Below are 15,271 nucleotides of genomic sequence, written 5' to 3'. Positions count from 1 at the left end.
GTGATCATCGCAGACTACGACCGTATTTTCGATGAAGCAGCCGGATAAGGCACGCAGCCTCAATGAACGCTGTTGGCATGCTCACTCGGAACACGATCTTACGGACGCGGCGTTACTGCCGGTAGACTTGGCCCGCCGGCTTCCGTTGTGCGTGCGCGAAAGCGCGCGACGGAGCAGGCCCGCGCCTGATCCTAGCGACGCAGTTTGTGTCCCGCGACGTCGCGATCCCAGGTGTCGGGAGTCCTCCCAGCCTCGCGCAGCGCGACCTTTTGAATCTTGCCGTTTTCGGTCAGCGGCATTGCGGTGACGATCCGAACAAAGCGCGGAATCGCGAAATAGGCCATCTTGCCCTCGCAATGCCTGACGATCTCGACGGGATCAGGCGCATGGCCGGGTTCGAGCTGGACGGCCGCCGCAACCTCGTCTTCGCCGAGTTCGGACGGCAGGGGATAGACGGCGCAGGCGGCGATTGCGGGATGCTTGAGCAGCACCTGCTCGACCTCCCAGGACGAGACATTTTCGCCGCGCCGGCGGATTGAATCCTTCATCCGGTCGACGAAGCGGTAATGGCCGTCCGCATCGCGCACCACCCGGTCGCCGGTGTGGAACCACAAATTTCGCCAGGCTTCGGTCGTCTTGTCCGGCATACCGAAATATCCCGTCGAGAATGCGAGCGGCTCGCGCGCGCGTAACAACAGCTCGCCGGCCTCGCCGTCCGGGAGAGGTTCGTCGTCGGGATTGACGATGCGGGCCTCCGCGCCCTCGACGAGAAAACCCATTGTGCCAGGGCGATCGGATGGGATCGTGCTCGCGAACACAAAATTCGTCTCGGTCGAGGCATAGCCGTCGAGCAGCGGCACGCCGAAACGCTCCAGAAACGGACCGTGAAATTGGCCGGGGACACCGCCACCGAGCGCGACACGCATGAAATGCGCGGTGTCGCCGGCGGACTTCGGCTGTCCCAGCAGCATCACGGCCATTGCGCCGAGGAGATAGCCGACCGTCGCCTGATGTCGACGCGCCGCGGCCCAGAAGCCGGAGGCGGAGAATTTCGGCTCAAGCACGTAGGTGCAGCCGTTCAGGAGCGCCTGATAGAATGCGTTCAGCGCGTTGGTATGGAACAGCGGCAGCGTCGTGAATAGCACATCGCCTTCGCGAATGCCGAGCGCGCGTGCGGAATAGACGCCCCACCAGAACATCTGGGCCTGCGGGCAGCAAACGCCCTTGGAGGGCCCGGTCGTGCCCGACGTATAGAGGATCGCGACCGTGTCGCCCGGCCGCGCGGCCGCGGGCGACGCTTCTTCGCCGAGCGGAGGCAGCGGCAAGATCGATTCTGGCGCAAGTGGAGCTGCAGTGGCTTCTCCGATCGTCCAGACAATTTGCGGCGATGAAACATCCTTTTCCAGCGTTTCGATGGCCGGCATAAAACAGGACTCGATCGCCAGCAGCTTCGGCGTGGAGTCGCGCAGGACGTGGCTGAGCTGGATGCCGCGCAGTGCGGTGTTGATCGGCACGGTCACGGCGCCGATCCAGGCGCAGCCGAGATAGATTTCCAGAAACTCCGGCCGGTTCGAACACATCAGGCCAACACGGTCGCCAGCGCTAATTCCTGCCTGCAGCAAGCGGGAGGCCGATGCAGCCGCGATCGAAACCGTCTCGGCGTAGCTCCATCGCGTTTCGCCAAAGACAAACAGCATGCGGTCGCGGTACCGCGCGGCCTGCCGCGTCAAAATAGTCGAGAGAATTCGATCCGCCGGCGGGAAACGCTCAGCCGCCTGCGGCCAGATCGACGCACCCCGCTGCCCGGCCGCGCTGCCATCACCTGCCTGCATACGTACCTCCAACGCCTACTTCCAAGGCCAACTTCCAAGGCTCGCCAGGCCGGTCTGCGATAGATCGCTATTGGCCGGCAATATAGTTTAGGCTTAAAGTATTCCACGAAGGCCGCTGCAGCAAAGCTGTGTGCAGACTTCCGTCCGGCGGCAGGACATGAATGGGAGCGACGCCCGCAATGAGTCTCAACATTCCGTATCGATCGCCATCCGATGCTTTCGCGGCCACGGCCGCAAGGCGGCCGGACGCGCCGTTCCTGCTTGCGCCTGCGAGTGCGCAACTGCCCTACGCACCGGAAGGATTCAAGATCGAATACGGCGCGTTCAAGGCCGAGGTCGAGCGTCTACGAGCCGAATACGCGGCCGCCGGCTATGGACGCGGCGCGCGGGTCGCCTTGCTGCTCGAAAATCGTCCGGCTTTCTTTCTGCATTGGCTCGCGCTCAATGCGCTCGGGGTTTCGATCGTTCCGATCAATCCCGACGTACGCCCCGACGAACTGTCCTTCCAGCTCGAGCTGTCGGAAGCCGACCTGCTCGTTGCGACGCTCGATCGCATCCACGTGACGAAAGATGCAGCACTCGGACGTGCCCGCCTGATCGATACCGACAGCCGCATCCCGCCGTGCCGGACGAACGTCAGTGGCCAAAGCCCGGAGTTCAATGATGAATGCGCGCTGCTGTTCACTTCGGGCAGCACCGGCAAGCCAAAGGGCTGCATGCTCTCGAACCGCTATTTCCTGCAGGTCGCCGACTGGTACCTCGCACAGGGCGGCGTGGCTGAACTGCAGCCAGACCGCGAGATCAACCTGACGCCGTTGCCGATGTTTCACATGAACGCGCTCGGCTGCAGCGCCGTCGGCATGATGATGCTCGGTGGCGCGGTAGTTCCGCTCGACCGCTTCCACGCCAATCGCTGGTGGCAGTGCGTCGCCGATAGCGGTGCCACCGTCGTGCATTGTCTCGGCGTCATCCCGGCCATTCTGCTGCAACTGCCTGCAACTGAAGTGGAACGACAGCATCGGGTGCGCTTCGCCTTCGCGCCCGGCGTCGACGTCCGCCATCGTGCCACCTTCGAGGAGCGTTACCGCATCCCCATCGTCGAGGCCTGGGCCATGACCGAGACCGGCGGTGCGGCGGCGACGACCACCGCCCGTGAGCCCGCGGGATTTGGCGCGCGCTGCGTTGGCCGGCCGTCGGAAGGCATGGAGTATCGCCTGGCTGACGATCAAGGCGCCGATGTCGCGCCAGGAAAACCCGGCGAGTTACTGGTCCGCGCCAAGGGCGACAATGCCCGGGCTGGCTTCTTCAGCGGTTACTTGAAGGACGAGGAGGCCACCGAAGCGGCGTGGCAGGACGGCTGGTTCCACACCGGCGATCTGGTGTTCGCTGACGAAGACGGCCTTCTGTATTTCTTCGATCGCAAGAAGACCATCGTGCGGCGCAGCGGCGAGAACATCGGCGTGCTCGAGGTCGAGAGCGCGCTTTACATGGACACGCGCATCGGCGGCTGCGCGGTGACGCCCGTTCCCGACGACATCCGCGGTGAAGAGGTTTTTGCTTTCATCGTGCCGAACGCGGATGTCGACGATGCAGCCGAGCTCGCGGCTTCGATCGTCAAAACCTGCGCCGAACGCCTCGCCTATCACAAGGTGCCCGGCTACGTCGCCATCGTCGACGAACTTCCGTTGTCGTCAACCCGCAAGCTCGCCCGAGGCGAGATCAAGACATTGGCGGCTGCCGCCGTCAGCGCCCATCGCGCGATCGACATGCGCGCACTGAAGGCGAAGCTGCGCCACGGCTGAGCGTCTTCGCTGGCTGCCGCCGTCACGGCAGCAGCTTGTATTTTCCGTTTTCGATCTGGACGAGGATTCGCGCGCGGGTATCGACGCCGTGACGGTCGGCCGGCGCATAGGTATAGATGCCGTGCGCACCCACCACGTCCTTGGTCGTGAACAACGCCTCGCGCAACGCATTGCGAAAGGCCGGCGTCCCGGGCGTCGCTCCGGTCGCCTTGGCACGTTTGGCGGCATCCATGAACACCAGCCAGCCATCGAAGGCATAGGGAGAGAACGCGTCAGCCGGCGCCTCGCCATTGGCTTTCTCATAGGCGGCACGGAATGCGAGAACGACCTTGCGGATCGGATTGCTCTCGGGAAGCTGTTCGCCTGCCGTGACCGGCCCGGTCGGGCAGATGATGCCCTCGGCGGATTTACCGGCAAGCCGCAAAAAATCCGCGCTGATCATGCCGTGATTGCCGTAGAGCGGCCCCTTGTAACCGCGCTCGGACAGCGCGATCACGGGCAACGCGCCGGGCGTTCCGGTGCCGCCGAGCATGATCGCATCGGGACGCAAGGAGACTGCACGTAGCACCTGCGCAGTGACCGAGTTGTCGGAGCGCGCATAACGTTCGTTGGCGATCACCTTGATGTCGGCCTTCTCGGCGCTTTGCAGCAGCGAATTATACATAAGGTCGCCAAAGGCGTCGGAGAAGCCGATGAAGGCCACGCTCTTCACGTTGCGGCTCTTCATGTGATCGACGATACCCTGGACGAGCAGCGGCGTCGGCTGCGGGGTTTGCACCACCCACGGCCCGCCCTCTCCGGCCGGCACTGGCGCGATCGGCGAGACCGCCACCATCGGGACCTTCATCTCGATGGCCGCGGTCGCCATCGCCAACGTTTGCGGCGCGCCTGACGTGCCGATCAGGAAATCGACCTTTTCCTGCTCGACCAGCTTGCGGGCATTGCGCGTCGAGGCGGCCGGATCCGAGCCGTCATCGAGCTGGATGACACGGACTTTCTCCCCATCGATCTCGCCGACATGGGCCTGGCCCGCGGCCAGTCCCTTGGCGTTCGGCACGCCGATCGAGGACACCGGTCCACTCAGGCCGGTGACGAAACCAACGAGGATTTCGGCATGCGCCGGCGTATAGGCGCCGAGCAAGAGCGCGGCGCCGATCAACAAAGTCTTTTTCTTGTTCATGATGTCACTCGATGTCGACGAAAAGATTCAGCCCTGCCCGGGCACCAGCGCAAGCACGCGCAGCGGGCTGCCGGAGCCATTCTGGATTTTGAGCGGTGCGGCCACGATCACGGCACCGGTCGCCGGGAGCTGATCGAGATTGCACAGGCACTGCAGGCCGTAACGTCCGCTGCCGTGAAGGAAATGATGCGCCGGATACGGAGGATCGAGATGCCCGGCCTGGCCGGCATCGGTGCCGATCGTCTCAGTGCCAAAGCCAATCACGCCACGCTCCTCGACGAGCCAGCGCATCACGGCGGCATCCGGTCCGGGCGTGTGCGCGCCGTCGTCCTTCAGATTGGCGTAGTCGCGCCAACCTTTCTTCGACCAGTCGGTGCGCAGCAGCACCCAGTGTCGCTCGGGGATCCGTCCGTGGCTTTTTTCCCAGGCTTCAACGACCGGGATCGTCAAAAGGAAATCCGCATCCTTTGCGGCTTGCGCCGAGCAATCGATCACGCAAGCCGGCGCGATCATGTCGCGCACCGGCAGCGTGTCGACCGCATTGTTCGGCAGGTCCTTGCCGGTGAACCAGTGGATCGGCGCGTCGAAATGCGTGCCGGTGTGCTCGCCGAAGGTGAGATTGTTCCAGTACCAGGCAGGACCATTCGCGTCGTAACGCGAAATCTGCTGAATACGGACCGGCGCGGCCTGCCCGAACTCCGGCGGCAGCACGATGACCGGAAAATCGGGACTGAGGGTGAAGGTCAGATCGACGACACGGACCGCGCCGGATGCAACCGAGCCGGCAAACTGCATGAGACTGTTGCTGTCCATTACGCTTCTCCCGTTCTCAACAAGCCCGCCTACGCCCCGAGTTCACGCTCGACCGCCTTGGGGTTCGCCGCCAGGCGCTGGCGAATATCTTCCGCAACATCGCCCACGAACACATCCTCAAGCCCGCGTTTGAGCGCCGACACGATCGCACTCGCCACCGTGCGGGGCGCCACCTTCGGCGGCGGCACCGTCTGGAACCATTCGATATCGAGCGGGCCCGTGAACACGTTCACCACCTTGACGCCGCCGGGCCGAAGCTCCGCCCGCAGGCAATGCGACAGCGAGAGACAGGCGGCCTGCGACGCCGAGTAGGCGCCAAACACCGGCCAGTTCGCCAGCGCATAGACCGACAGGATATTGACCCAGGCGGCGGCGCTGTTGACGCCGTCAGAGCCTCGCATCCGCATCGCCGGTCCGAACGCCTGCGCCAGATGCACGAAGCCGAGATAGCTCTGGTCGATCTCGTCGCGCACGACGCTGGTGCCTTGCCGATCGAGCAGCCCGCCGGCGCGGACATGTTCGGTGGTGTTGACGAGGATATCGACCTTGCCGCCGATATCGGCCGCCAGATCGGCGACCGACTTCTCGTCGCCGATATCGAGCGGGACGATCTCGACGCCTTCCAGCGCCCGCAACGCATCCTCGCCGCGGAACGGCTTCCACGGCTCGGCGACGCCGACGAACACGATCGATGCGCCGGCGGCCTTCAGTGCGCCCACCACTTCTTGGCCGACGATGCTCCGCCCGTTGGTTACGAGAATGCGCCGGAATTTTGGATCGGCCGTCATCTCACGCCATTGCCTGTCGTCCGTCATGTCGGGAGTCTCACGTTCGGGGTGTGCGAAGGCCACAGCCTGCCCGCTTTTGTCCAATTGGAAGGACATCACGACAGGCCCGCCTTCTTCGCAATCGGCGTGCAGGTGTGTCACCAGTTTCGGCCCGCAGTCCATCGCGACCAGACCGACGCGCCAGGGCGCCCGCTCGCGGAAGTGCACGTCCGCCGGGACGTGCAGCGTGGTTTCCGACAAAAGCGTGCCGCGTCGCGGCGCGTCCATGAAGGCGAGATCGGCAGAAAGGCATGCAGGGCATGCATCGCGCGCCGGATAGCAGAATGTTCCGCAGGCGCCGCAGCGCTGCAGCATAAAGCGGCCTTCGGCGGCTGCCCGTGTGAAGCCGTGCGATGCGCGGCTTCGCGCACGCGGCGGCGAGGTCGGGAGCCGCGTCCGCTGTAAAGGGTTCTTCCGGCGCGGTTGTGCGATCGGCTCGATCATGCGCCCGGTCCCGCGAGGATCGCCGCGCCCGAGGCGAGGCCGCGATCATAGTTGATCATTCCGAAGCCCGACGCCAATCCGATGCGCGCATCCCTGACCTGCGTCGGACCGGCCTGCCCGAGAACCTGGCGCAGCGCCTCGACCACGCCGAGATAGGCGCCGCCCGCGCCGGCCTGCCCGACCGAGAGCTGGCCGCCGGAAGTGTTGTGCGGGAAGCTGCCGTCGATCGTCAGGTCGTGCTGCCGAACGAAATCCGGTCCCTCCCCCTTCCGGCAGAAGCCGAGGTCCTCGAACTGCATCATCGAGATCACAGGGTAATCGTCGTAGGTCTCGACGAAATCGAGATCATCGGGCTTGACGCCCGCCATTGCGTAGAGTTCGTCGACGTCCATCGCCCATCCGCCCCGCACCTGAACGGGGTCGTCGCCGAACGCATTGTGGCGCTCGATCGTGGCGAGAATTTTGGCGGCGGGCAATTTCAGGGATGCGGCGACATCCTCGCCCATTACAAGGAAAGCCTCCGCGCCGGCGCACGGCATCACGCAATCGAACAGATGGATCGGATCGGCGATCGGTCGCGCCGACATGTATTGCTCGATGGTCAGCGGCGTCTTCATAAGGGCGTTGGGGTTGCGGAGCGCGTTGCTGCGCTGGGTAACGGCGATCTTGCCGAAATCCTCGCGCCGCGCGCCGAACGTTCGCATGTAGTTGCGCGCGATCAGCGCAAAGCTCGCATTGGCGCCGCCTGCGCCATAGGGATAGACGGCATCCTGGTTGAAGCGCGAAAAGTTTTCCAGCGTCGAGCGGAAGGAATCGACGTGGTTGGTATCTCCAGCCACGCAGGCCACGATGCGCGCGTCGCCCGCCTGCACCGCCCGCGCGGCGCGGCGCAGCGCGGCAATCGCGCTCGCACCGCCGAGCGGAATGGTATCGATCCACCGCACGCAGAGACCGAAATGCTGGGTGAGCCCGATCCCGCTGTCGAGCCCCGCCGTGAAACTCGAAATGCAGAATCCGTCGACGTCGCGCGGCGTGATCCCGGCGCCATCGACCAGCGCCTTCAGCGCGCGGCCGATCCACCATTGCGCGCTCTCGATCGAGTAGCGCACGTACGGGATCGTCACCGGAACTGCCATCACGACCCGATCGTAAGGTGTTCGGATGGAGTTCTGCATCGGACCGCCGGATTCCTGTGAGCCCGCTCAGAGTGCGGTCAATTTGACGTCGTCGCTCGCCGCCTTGCCATCGCGCCCGCCGGTCGCCGTTACCTCGGCTTCATACAAAATCTTGTCGGGCTGCAGCATGTCTTTATCCTAAAGTGCTCTTTGGCTTGTCGGGCGTGCGCGCCACGGTGGCGCGGAAATCCTGGCGGGCGCGGTCATTGGCCAGCGCAAAACTCGGCCCGCGGCTCGGCTCGGTGCCGTTGAGGCGCTGCAGTTGCACCCACATCTCGGCGCTCTTCAGCGCGACCGCAGCACAGTTCACAACGGGCGCATAGCCGATCTTGAAGCCGCGCTCGCTCGCAATCAGCAGACCGGGCAACACGCCGGCTGGAATGACGACATCAGCGCCGCGATCGACCAGCGGCTGCGCACAGGCTGCAAAGTCGCTCAGCATGCGTACCTTCGCCGCCGCATCGCCCGCAAACGCGGCGCTGAAATCTTCCGGACGACAGCCCATGCCTGTAACATGCACCACGCGGCCGGAAAGCCCGTAACGATCGGCCTGCTCGTAATGCCAAACTTCGAAAGCTGAATCGAGCGTGACAAGGCCGAGCCGCCGACCGAGTTGCGAGGCCGCCAGCAGCGTGGCTTCGCCGGTGCCGACCACCGGAATCGTCAACGCCGAACGCAGCTCGTACAATCCCGGATCCTGGAAGTGCCCCATGACATAGGCGTCGAAGCCGCTCTCCTGCGCGGCGAGACCATTGTCGACCGCCTGGATCGCGCAGCGGAATTCGCTGAGGCGGCTGAAGTCCCGATCGGCGGGCGTGATGCCCTCAACATGGACGCTGGTGCCGGGCGCCGCGATCTCGTTCAGATAGGCAGCAAGCCGCGCCATGTAGGGCGCGCTGGTAGCCTGGTCGACGAAGCTCTGCCAGTAGATGCGCACAGCGGATATCCCGTTCACAGGCGAAGCGTGTCGATCGATCCTCAAACCACCGCAGTCTTAGAGGACTGCCGACATGCACAAGCCGATCGATGTGGAGATGCGCGAAAACGTAGCACCATTCCATCAACCGAAATATTTCAATCACAAAACAATTTTCACGTCAATTGAACGGCTTTCAGACGATCGCTGCGCGTGACGAGGTCGTGCTGCTGAAAGGAGAGGCAGAGAGCGCCTCACCCTGTTGCATAGGCGAATTGAGCTTTCGCGCCTGCACTGCCGCCGCAAACTTTTCCGTAAGGGCGCGAAGCTAGCGTATTGACGTTCGGCCGATAAATACTTTAGGCTTTAAATAATTGAGACAGACATCGACGCGTGGACGGGCATGCGTCGCATTGTTAGTTGCGTTGATAAGGGCTCATCAATCGTGGCTGAGATTATCGACCTCGGAACAGCAGGTGTTGCAGACGGGTTCGCATTCGCCGCGGTTGGGCCCGGCGTTACATGCGCCATGTCATGTTTTTGCCCCCTGCCCGGCGACGAAATCGCGGACGAGACCGGCAAAGGCCTCCGGCATCTGATCGGGAAGCGGCACCATGCCTCCTGAGATTTCGCGCAAGACGCTGCCCTTGATAGCTCCAGCGATCTTCGGAGCTACCGGATGAACGTGGGGATCGGCTGTCGGAGCAATGACCAGCGTGGGACACTGGATGCTTCCCAGACGATCCTCCATCCGATAGCGATTCACCACCCGGTGGCCTTCCGCCGCCATCTCGCCGGCCCGCAGCGCATCGATCATGAAGCGCTGCAGCAGATCGATATCATCAGCGGGATAGAACGGCTGCCGGCGCGCCCAGAGCTCGGTGAGATGCGAGCCATCGGTACGCGTCTCGACATCATCGATCACACGCTTGCCGTCATGCTTGGCCCGGCGCGCCGCATCGACGAAGGGGCAAGCCGAGAGCACCAGCGCGCTCACCCGCGCAGGCGCCGAGGCGGCCATTTCGACCGCGATCACCGCACCGGTGTGATGGCCCACAATCGCGGCCCGCGGCTCTTCCAGCGCATCGAGCAACGCGAACGCCCCTTCGGCCCACAGGTCAATCGAAGGATCGGCGGTAGGGGAATCGGAATCTCCGAACCCGAGCGTATCCATTGCGATTGCACGGAAATCGCGGCCGAGCAGCGGCAGCACATCGCGGTATTCGTCCCACGAGCGCGGCGTCTGATGCAGCAGCAGAACGGGAAACCCGGTTCCGGCCATGGCGACATGGATGCGGCCAAGATGCGTCGTGACGAAGCGGCGCTCGAGGTTGGAACCGGCCTTGCTGGCGCTCATTTCATAACTCCCATCCGGAGGCGGGGACCAGACCCGCGCCGGGGTTCGGCGACAATCACGGCATCGATCGTGCTGGTCCGACCTCGATCCATGCTGACATCTCGCTAAGGTCGCGGCTGTTTTCAACCAAGGGGAATGCAATGCGCAAGATGTTGAGTTTGACTGCCCTCATCGGCGGCCTCGTCGCGGCCTCGACCGCACAGGCCGACATCACGATCGGCTTCGTGACGTCGCTCAGTGGACCCGGCTCCTCGATCGGCATCCCGTATGGGCGCGGCATCCAGGCGGCGCTGGAATACAAGAACGAGGTCAACGGCGAGAAAATCAAGCTGATCCAGCTCGACGACGGTTCCGATCCCTCCGCCGCAACCCGCAATGCGCGCAAGCTGATCGAAGAAGAGAAGGTTGATCTCCTGATCGGCACTGCAACCGCTCCGTCAACCATCGCCATGATGGCGGTCGCCACCGAATTGAAGGTGCCGATGATTGCCGTTTCCCCCGTGATCGGACAGCCTAATCCGGCCGATCAATGGGGCATTTCCGTTCCGCAACCCGCTTCGCTGCTGGTCAAGGTCGTCGCCGATCGCATGAAGCGCGACGCGATGAAGAACATCGGCTATATCGGTTTTTCCGATGCTTGGGGCGATCTCGTCTACAACGGCGCCAAGGCGGTGGAAACCGTGGACGGCATCAAGGTGCTGACCAACGAGCGCTACGCGCGCGTCGATACGTCGGTTACCGGTCAGATCCTTAAAGTTCTTGCCGTGCGCCCGGATGCCGTGCTGATCGGCGGATCGGGCACGCAGGGCGCGCTGCCGCTGCTTGCGCTCAGCGAACGCGGCTTCAAGGGCAAGACCTACGGTACGGTAGCGTTGGTCAATCCCGATTTCGTGCGCGTCGGCGGCAAGGCCGCGGAAGGAATTCAGGTCTCCGCCGGCCCGGTCATCGTGGCCGAGCAGCTTCCCGACAATCATTTCGCCAAGAAGCTCGCGCTCGAGTTCCGCGCCGCGTTCCAGAAGGCCAACAACGTCCCGACCACCGACGGCTTCTCAGCCTACTCCTTCGACGGCTGGATGATCTTCACGTCAGCCGCGGCGCGCGCGCTGAAGACCGCGAAACCCGGAACCGTTGAATTCCGAAAAGCCCTGCGCGACGAGATCCTCAGCACCAAGGAGCTCTCCGGCGTCCACGCGGTCTACAACTTCAAGCCCGGCGCCTATCACGGCGTGGACGAGCGCGCTCTTGTGATCGTCCGCCTGGTCAACGGCGCCTGGACCTACCAGCCCTGAGCCAAGCCGAGGCGTAACACGGAAGGACGGCCGACGGTATGACGGCAGACATCGCAGCGATCCTTGCGATCGACGGAATAGCCACCGGGGCAGTCTACGCCCTGGTGGCGATCGGAACCGTGCTGATCTTCACCGTGACGCGGGTCATCTTCATTCCGTTCGGCGACATCGCAGCGTTCACAGCGCTGACGTTGGCGGCGCTCGACGCCAGGCAGATTCCCGGAACAGTCGGATTGGTTGTCGTGCTGGCCTGCATGGCCTGTTCGATGGAGGTCACTTCGCTGGCGCGAGCCGGCGAACTTCGTGCGGTGCCGAAAGCCGTGCTCGGCTATCTCGTGCTTCCCCTGATCGTCGTCGGGATCGTCTGGCTGACGATGCGCTTCACGCCACCGATGCCGGTCAGAATCGTGCTGGCGCTGCTCTTGATCATGCCGATCTCGCCGCTCTTGGACCGGATCGTGTTTCGCCCGATCGCGGACGCCTCGGTCCTGTTGTTGCTGACAGTCTCGGTCGCGCTGCACTTTGCGCTGGTCGGACTTGGCCTGCTGTTCTTCGGTCCCGAAGGCGTCCGGACCGAGCCGCTGACCTCGATGGCAATCGAGATCGCCGGCGTACACGTCTCCGGACAGACGGTGCTGATCCTTACCGCTGCGCTGGTATTCAGCGGCCTGCTGTTTCTATTCTTCGACTTCACGCTGATCGGCAAGGCGCTGCGCGCAACCGCCCTGAACCGGACCGGCGCCCGGCTGATGGGCATCAGGCCCGCGCGCGCCGGGACCATCGCCTATCTGCTGGGATCGCTGATGGCGGGCGTTTCCGGTATCCTGATCGCGCCGGTGAACACGATCTTCTATGATTCCGGGTTCCTGCTCGGCCTGAAAGCCTTTGTCGGCGCCATCGTGGGCGGCATGACGAGCTATCCGGGGGCTGCGCTCGGCGCGTTCGGCGTCGGCCTTCTCGAAAGCTTCGCTTCGTTCCAGAGCAGCACCTTGAAGGACGTCATCGTCTTTTCTCTGCTGGTTCCCGTCCTGCTCTGGCGTTCGCTCGCTTCGCAGCATTCCGAAGAGGAAGTCGAGGAATGACCCTGCAGCAGATCCGTCTCATCATTGCCGCGGCGATCGCCTGCCTCGTGACGGCGCCCTTCGTGCTCAATCCGTTCAGCATTACCTTGCTGAACTACATCGGCATCTACTCGCTTGCGGCCATCGGACTGGCGCTATTGACCGGCGTCGGCGGCATCGTGTCGTTCGGCCAGGCGGCCTTTGTCGGCGTGGCGGCTTATGCGACGGCATGGGCCACGGCTCTGAACGGCTTTTCGCCCTGGCTCGGACTGGTGCTGGCCGTTATTCTTACGTGCAGCATCGCGGCGATCCTGGGCTTCGTGACACTGCGCCTTGGGGGCCACTTTCTGTCGCTGAGCACGGTCGCCTGGGGGCTGGCGATTGCGTTCCTGTTCGGCAACATCGATGGCCTTGGTCAACACAACGGCATCTCGGGCATTCCGCCGATTTCGATTGGCCCGGTCGCTTTGGTCGAGAGCCGGCAGATCTATTTCCTGATCTGGGCGATCGTCGTCGCGGTGCTTCTCGTCTGCTACAACCTTCTCGACTCCCGCATCGGCCGCGCGATGCGCGCGATGCGCGGCGGCAATACCCTGGTCGAAAGCCTCGGCATCAGCGCATTCCGGATCAAGCTGGTGACATTCGTGATCGCCGCATTCTTCGGCGCCCTGTCCGGATGGCTCTATGCCCATCTCGGCCGTTTTGTCAGCCCTGGACCGTTCGAAGCCATCATGGGCATCGAATATCTGATGATGGCGATGGTCGGAGGGGCCGGCAGCATTCTGGGCGGCGTGGTCGGCGCGGCAATCGTGACGCTCCTGAAAGACAGCGTGCAGGACTACCTGCCGCTGATCGCGAAGGGCGCTTCCGGCCAGCTCGAGATCGTGGCGTTCTCGGCGCTGTTCATCCTGTTCCTGCAGCGGGCCCGGCAAGGCATCGTGCCGTTCCTCGCGGGTTTTCTGCCGGAGCTGAAACAGTCCCGTCCGAAGCCGGCAGCTCCGCTGCCGCGCCGCGAGCAACCGGCGCCCGGCACGCTTCTTCTTAAAGTGAACGGCGCGCAACGGCGGTTTGGCGGTCTCGTCGCCGTCAACAATGTCAGCTTCGAGGTGAGGTCCGGCGAGATCCTCGGGCTGATCGGGCCGAATGGTGCCGGCAAGACCACGATGTTCAACCTGCTCACAGGGGCGCTGCGCACCAACAGCGGCGAGATCGCTTTTGCGGGACGCTCGATCACCCGCGACCAGCAATTCCACATCGCCCGCTCCGGCATCTCCCGCACCTTCCAGCACGTCAAGCTGCGCCCGCGCATGACACTGCTCGACAACGTGCTGCTCGGCACCTATTCGCGCACCAAGACCGGCCTGCTCGCCGGCGCGCTCCGCCTGAATCAGGCGGAAGAGGCCAGCGCGCGCTACGAGGCGTTGCAGCAACTCGAGCGGGTCGGGCTCAGCGACAAACCGTTCGAACTCGCCGGCAACCTTCCGCTCGGCAATCAGCGCGTGCTCGAGATCGCCCGCGCGCTCGCGGCCGATCCGACACTGCTCGTTCTCGACGAGCCGGCGGCCGGTCTGCGTCGTCAGGAAAAGCTCAAGCTGGCCGAATTGCTGCGGTCGCTGCGCGCCGACCATCTGACGATCCTCTTGGTCGAGCACGACATGGAATTCGTGATGTCGCTGGTCGACCGCATCGTCGTGCTCGATTTCGGCTCCAAGCTCTGCGAAGGCGAACCGGCGGCAATACGCAACGACGCCCGCGTCCAGGAAGCCTATCTTGGAGGTGTCGCGTGACGCAGATGTTCTCGATCGAGAATGTGTCGGTCGCCTATGGCAAGGTGGAGGCGGTGCGGAACGTCTCGCTTTCCGTCGAGCAAGGGCAGATCGTGACCGTGATCGGGCCGAACGGCGCCGGCAAGACAACGCTGTTGATGGCCGCCATCGGTCTGCTGAAGTCCACGGGGCGGATGGTCTTTCAAGGCAACGATCTTGCGCGGATCGACGTCGAGGGCCGCGTCGAGCGTGGGCTTTGCCTCGTCCCCGAAAAGCGCGAGCTGTTCGCCGACATGTCGGTCGCCGACAATCTCTTGCTCGGCACCTACAGCCTGCGCGATCGTTCGACGACGCGCAAAAGCCTCGATGACGTGTTCGACCGCTTTCCGCGGCTGAAGGAGCGTAGCAAGCAGGCCGCCGGTACGCTGTCAGGCGGCGAGCGGCAAATGCTGGCGCTCGGCCGCGCGCTGATGGCGAAGCCGAAACTCCTGGTGCTCGACGAACCCAGCCTCGGCCTGGCCCCGCTCATCGTCCGGGAAATCTTCCGCACCATCGCCTCGCTGCGCAGCCTCGGCGTATCGGTCCTGCTCGTCGAGCAGAACGCCCGCGCCGCGCTGGAGACCGCGGATTACGGCTATGTGCTGGAAACCGGCGAGATCATCCAGTCCGGGCCGGCGGACACCCTGATCCACGACCCGAAATTGATCGCAGCCTATCTAGGCGGGCATTAGAGCGACTAACAGCGGACCAAAAAATGCGAAAACAACCCCATGCAAAGTAGAAATGGGGCCTCAATCATCCGAACACGC

General features: G+C 63.8%; 12 protein-coding genes. 5 read left to right on the top strand and 7 right to left on the bottom strand.

The window, feature by feature from the left end; genetic code table 11:
- Nucleotides 1-191 precede the first annotated feature (191 nt).
- A complete protein-coding gene (locus LMTR13_RS05400) occupies nt 192-1,832 on the bottom strand; it encodes an ATP-dependent acyl-CoA ligase (protein ID WP_065726987.1) in 1,641 nt (546 codons plus the stop codon).
- Nucleotides 1,833-2,011: 179 nt separating this feature from the next.
- Between LMTR13_RS05400 and LMTR13_RS05395 the strand changes: the two genes are divergently transcribed.
- The gene (locus LMTR13_RS05395; RefSeq protein WP_065726986.1) at nt 2,012-3,634 is read left to right on the top strand and encodes an AMP-binding protein; all 1,623 of its coding nucleotides are present in this window, start codon (nt 2,012-2,014) and stop codon (nt 3,632-3,634) included.
- A gap of 22 nt (nt 3,635-3,656) precedes the next feature.
- On the opposite strand, the gene LMTR13_RS05390 is transcribed toward LMTR13_RS05395, so the two are convergent.
- The 6 genes from LMTR13_RS05390 to LMTR13_RS05365 form a co-directional block, all read right to left on the bottom strand.
- Nucleotides 3,657-4,814, bottom strand: coding sequence for an ABC transporter substrate-binding protein (locus tag LMTR13_RS05390; protein ID WP_065726985.1), 1,158 nt, complete (start codon nt 4,812-4,814; stop codon nt 3,657-3,659).
- A 27-nt stretch (nt 4,815-4,841) separates the two neighbouring features.
- Entirely contained in the window at nt 4,842-5,627 is a 786-nt protein-coding gene (locus tag LMTR13_RS05385) for a cyclase family protein (RefSeq protein ID WP_065726984.1), read from the bottom strand.
- 29 nt (nt 5,628-5,656) lie between these two features.
- On the bottom strand, nt 5,657-6,898 hold the full coding sequence (locus tag LMTR13_RS05380; protein WP_065726983.1) for an SDR family NAD(P)-dependent oxidoreductase: 1,242 nt from the start codon (nt 6,896-6,898) through the stop codon (nt 5,657-5,659).
- Nucleotides 6,895-8,073 carry a thiolase family protein gene (locus tag LMTR13_RS05375; protein WP_065726982.1) on the bottom strand — a complete coding sequence of 393 codons (1,179 nt, stop codon included), beginning with the start codon at nt 8,071-8,073 and terminating at the stop codon, nt 6,895-6,897. The genes LMTR13_RS05380 and LMTR13_RS05375 overlap by 4 nt, the downstream gene beginning before the upstream one ends.
- Before the next feature lie 133 nt (nt 8,074-8,206).
- Nucleotides 8,207-9,010 (bottom strand): aspartate/glutamate racemase family protein, encoded by an 804-nt coding sequence (locus tag LMTR13_RS05370; protein WP_065726981.1) that lies wholly within the window; start codon nt 9,008-9,010, stop codon nt 8,207-8,209.
- A 511-nt stretch (nt 9,011-9,521) separates the two neighbouring features.
- On the bottom strand, nt 9,522-10,346 hold the full coding sequence (locus LMTR13_RS05365; RefSeq protein WP_065726980.1) for an alpha/beta fold hydrolase: 825 nt from the start codon (nt 10,344-10,346) through the stop codon (nt 9,522-9,524).
- A gap of 140 nt (nt 10,347-10,486) precedes the next feature.
- Here LMTR13_RS05365 and LMTR13_RS05360 point away from each other — a divergent pair, with 140 nt between their 5' ends.
- The 4 genes from LMTR13_RS05360 to LMTR13_RS05345 are packed head-to-tail and all read left to right on the top strand — an operon-like array spanning nt 10,487 to nt 15,193.
- Nucleotides 10,487-11,635 carry an ABC transporter substrate-binding protein gene (locus LMTR13_RS05360; RefSeq protein WP_065726979.1) on the top strand — a complete coding sequence of 383 codons (1,149 nt, stop codon included), beginning with the start codon at nt 10,487-10,489 and terminating at the stop codon, nt 11,633-11,635.
- Nucleotides 11,636-11,673: 38 nt separating this feature from the next.
- Nucleotides 11,674-12,717 carry a branched-chain amino acid ABC transporter permease gene (locus LMTR13_RS05355; RefSeq protein ID WP_065726978.1) on the top strand — a complete coding sequence of 348 codons (1,044 nt, stop codon included), beginning with the start codon at nt 11,674-11,676 and terminating at the stop codon, nt 12,715-12,717.
- The gene (locus LMTR13_RS05350) at nt 12,714-14,483 is read left to right on the top strand and encodes a branched-chain amino acid ABC transporter ATP-binding protein/permease (RefSeq protein WP_065726977.1); all 1,770 of its coding nucleotides are present in this window, start codon (nt 12,714-12,716) and stop codon (nt 14,481-14,483) included. Before LMTR13_RS05355 ends, LMTR13_RS05350 begins: the two co-directional genes overlap by 4 nt.
- A gap of 5 nt (nt 14,484-14,488) precedes the next feature.
- Nucleotides 14,489-15,193 carry an ABC transporter ATP-binding protein gene (locus LMTR13_RS05345; protein WP_083219411.1) on the top strand — a complete coding sequence of 235 codons (705 nt, stop codon included), beginning with the start codon at nt 14,489-14,491 and terminating at the stop codon, nt 15,191-15,193.
- Nucleotides 15,194-15,271: the final 78 nt, after the last annotated feature.

Source organism: Bradyrhizobium icense (assembly GCF_001693385.1).
GTDB classification, from domain to species: Bacteria; Pseudomonadota; Alphaproteobacteria; order Rhizobiales; family Xanthobacteraceae; genus Bradyrhizobium; species Bradyrhizobium icense.
This window is presented reverse-complemented; position numbering and strand designations above follow the sequence as displayed.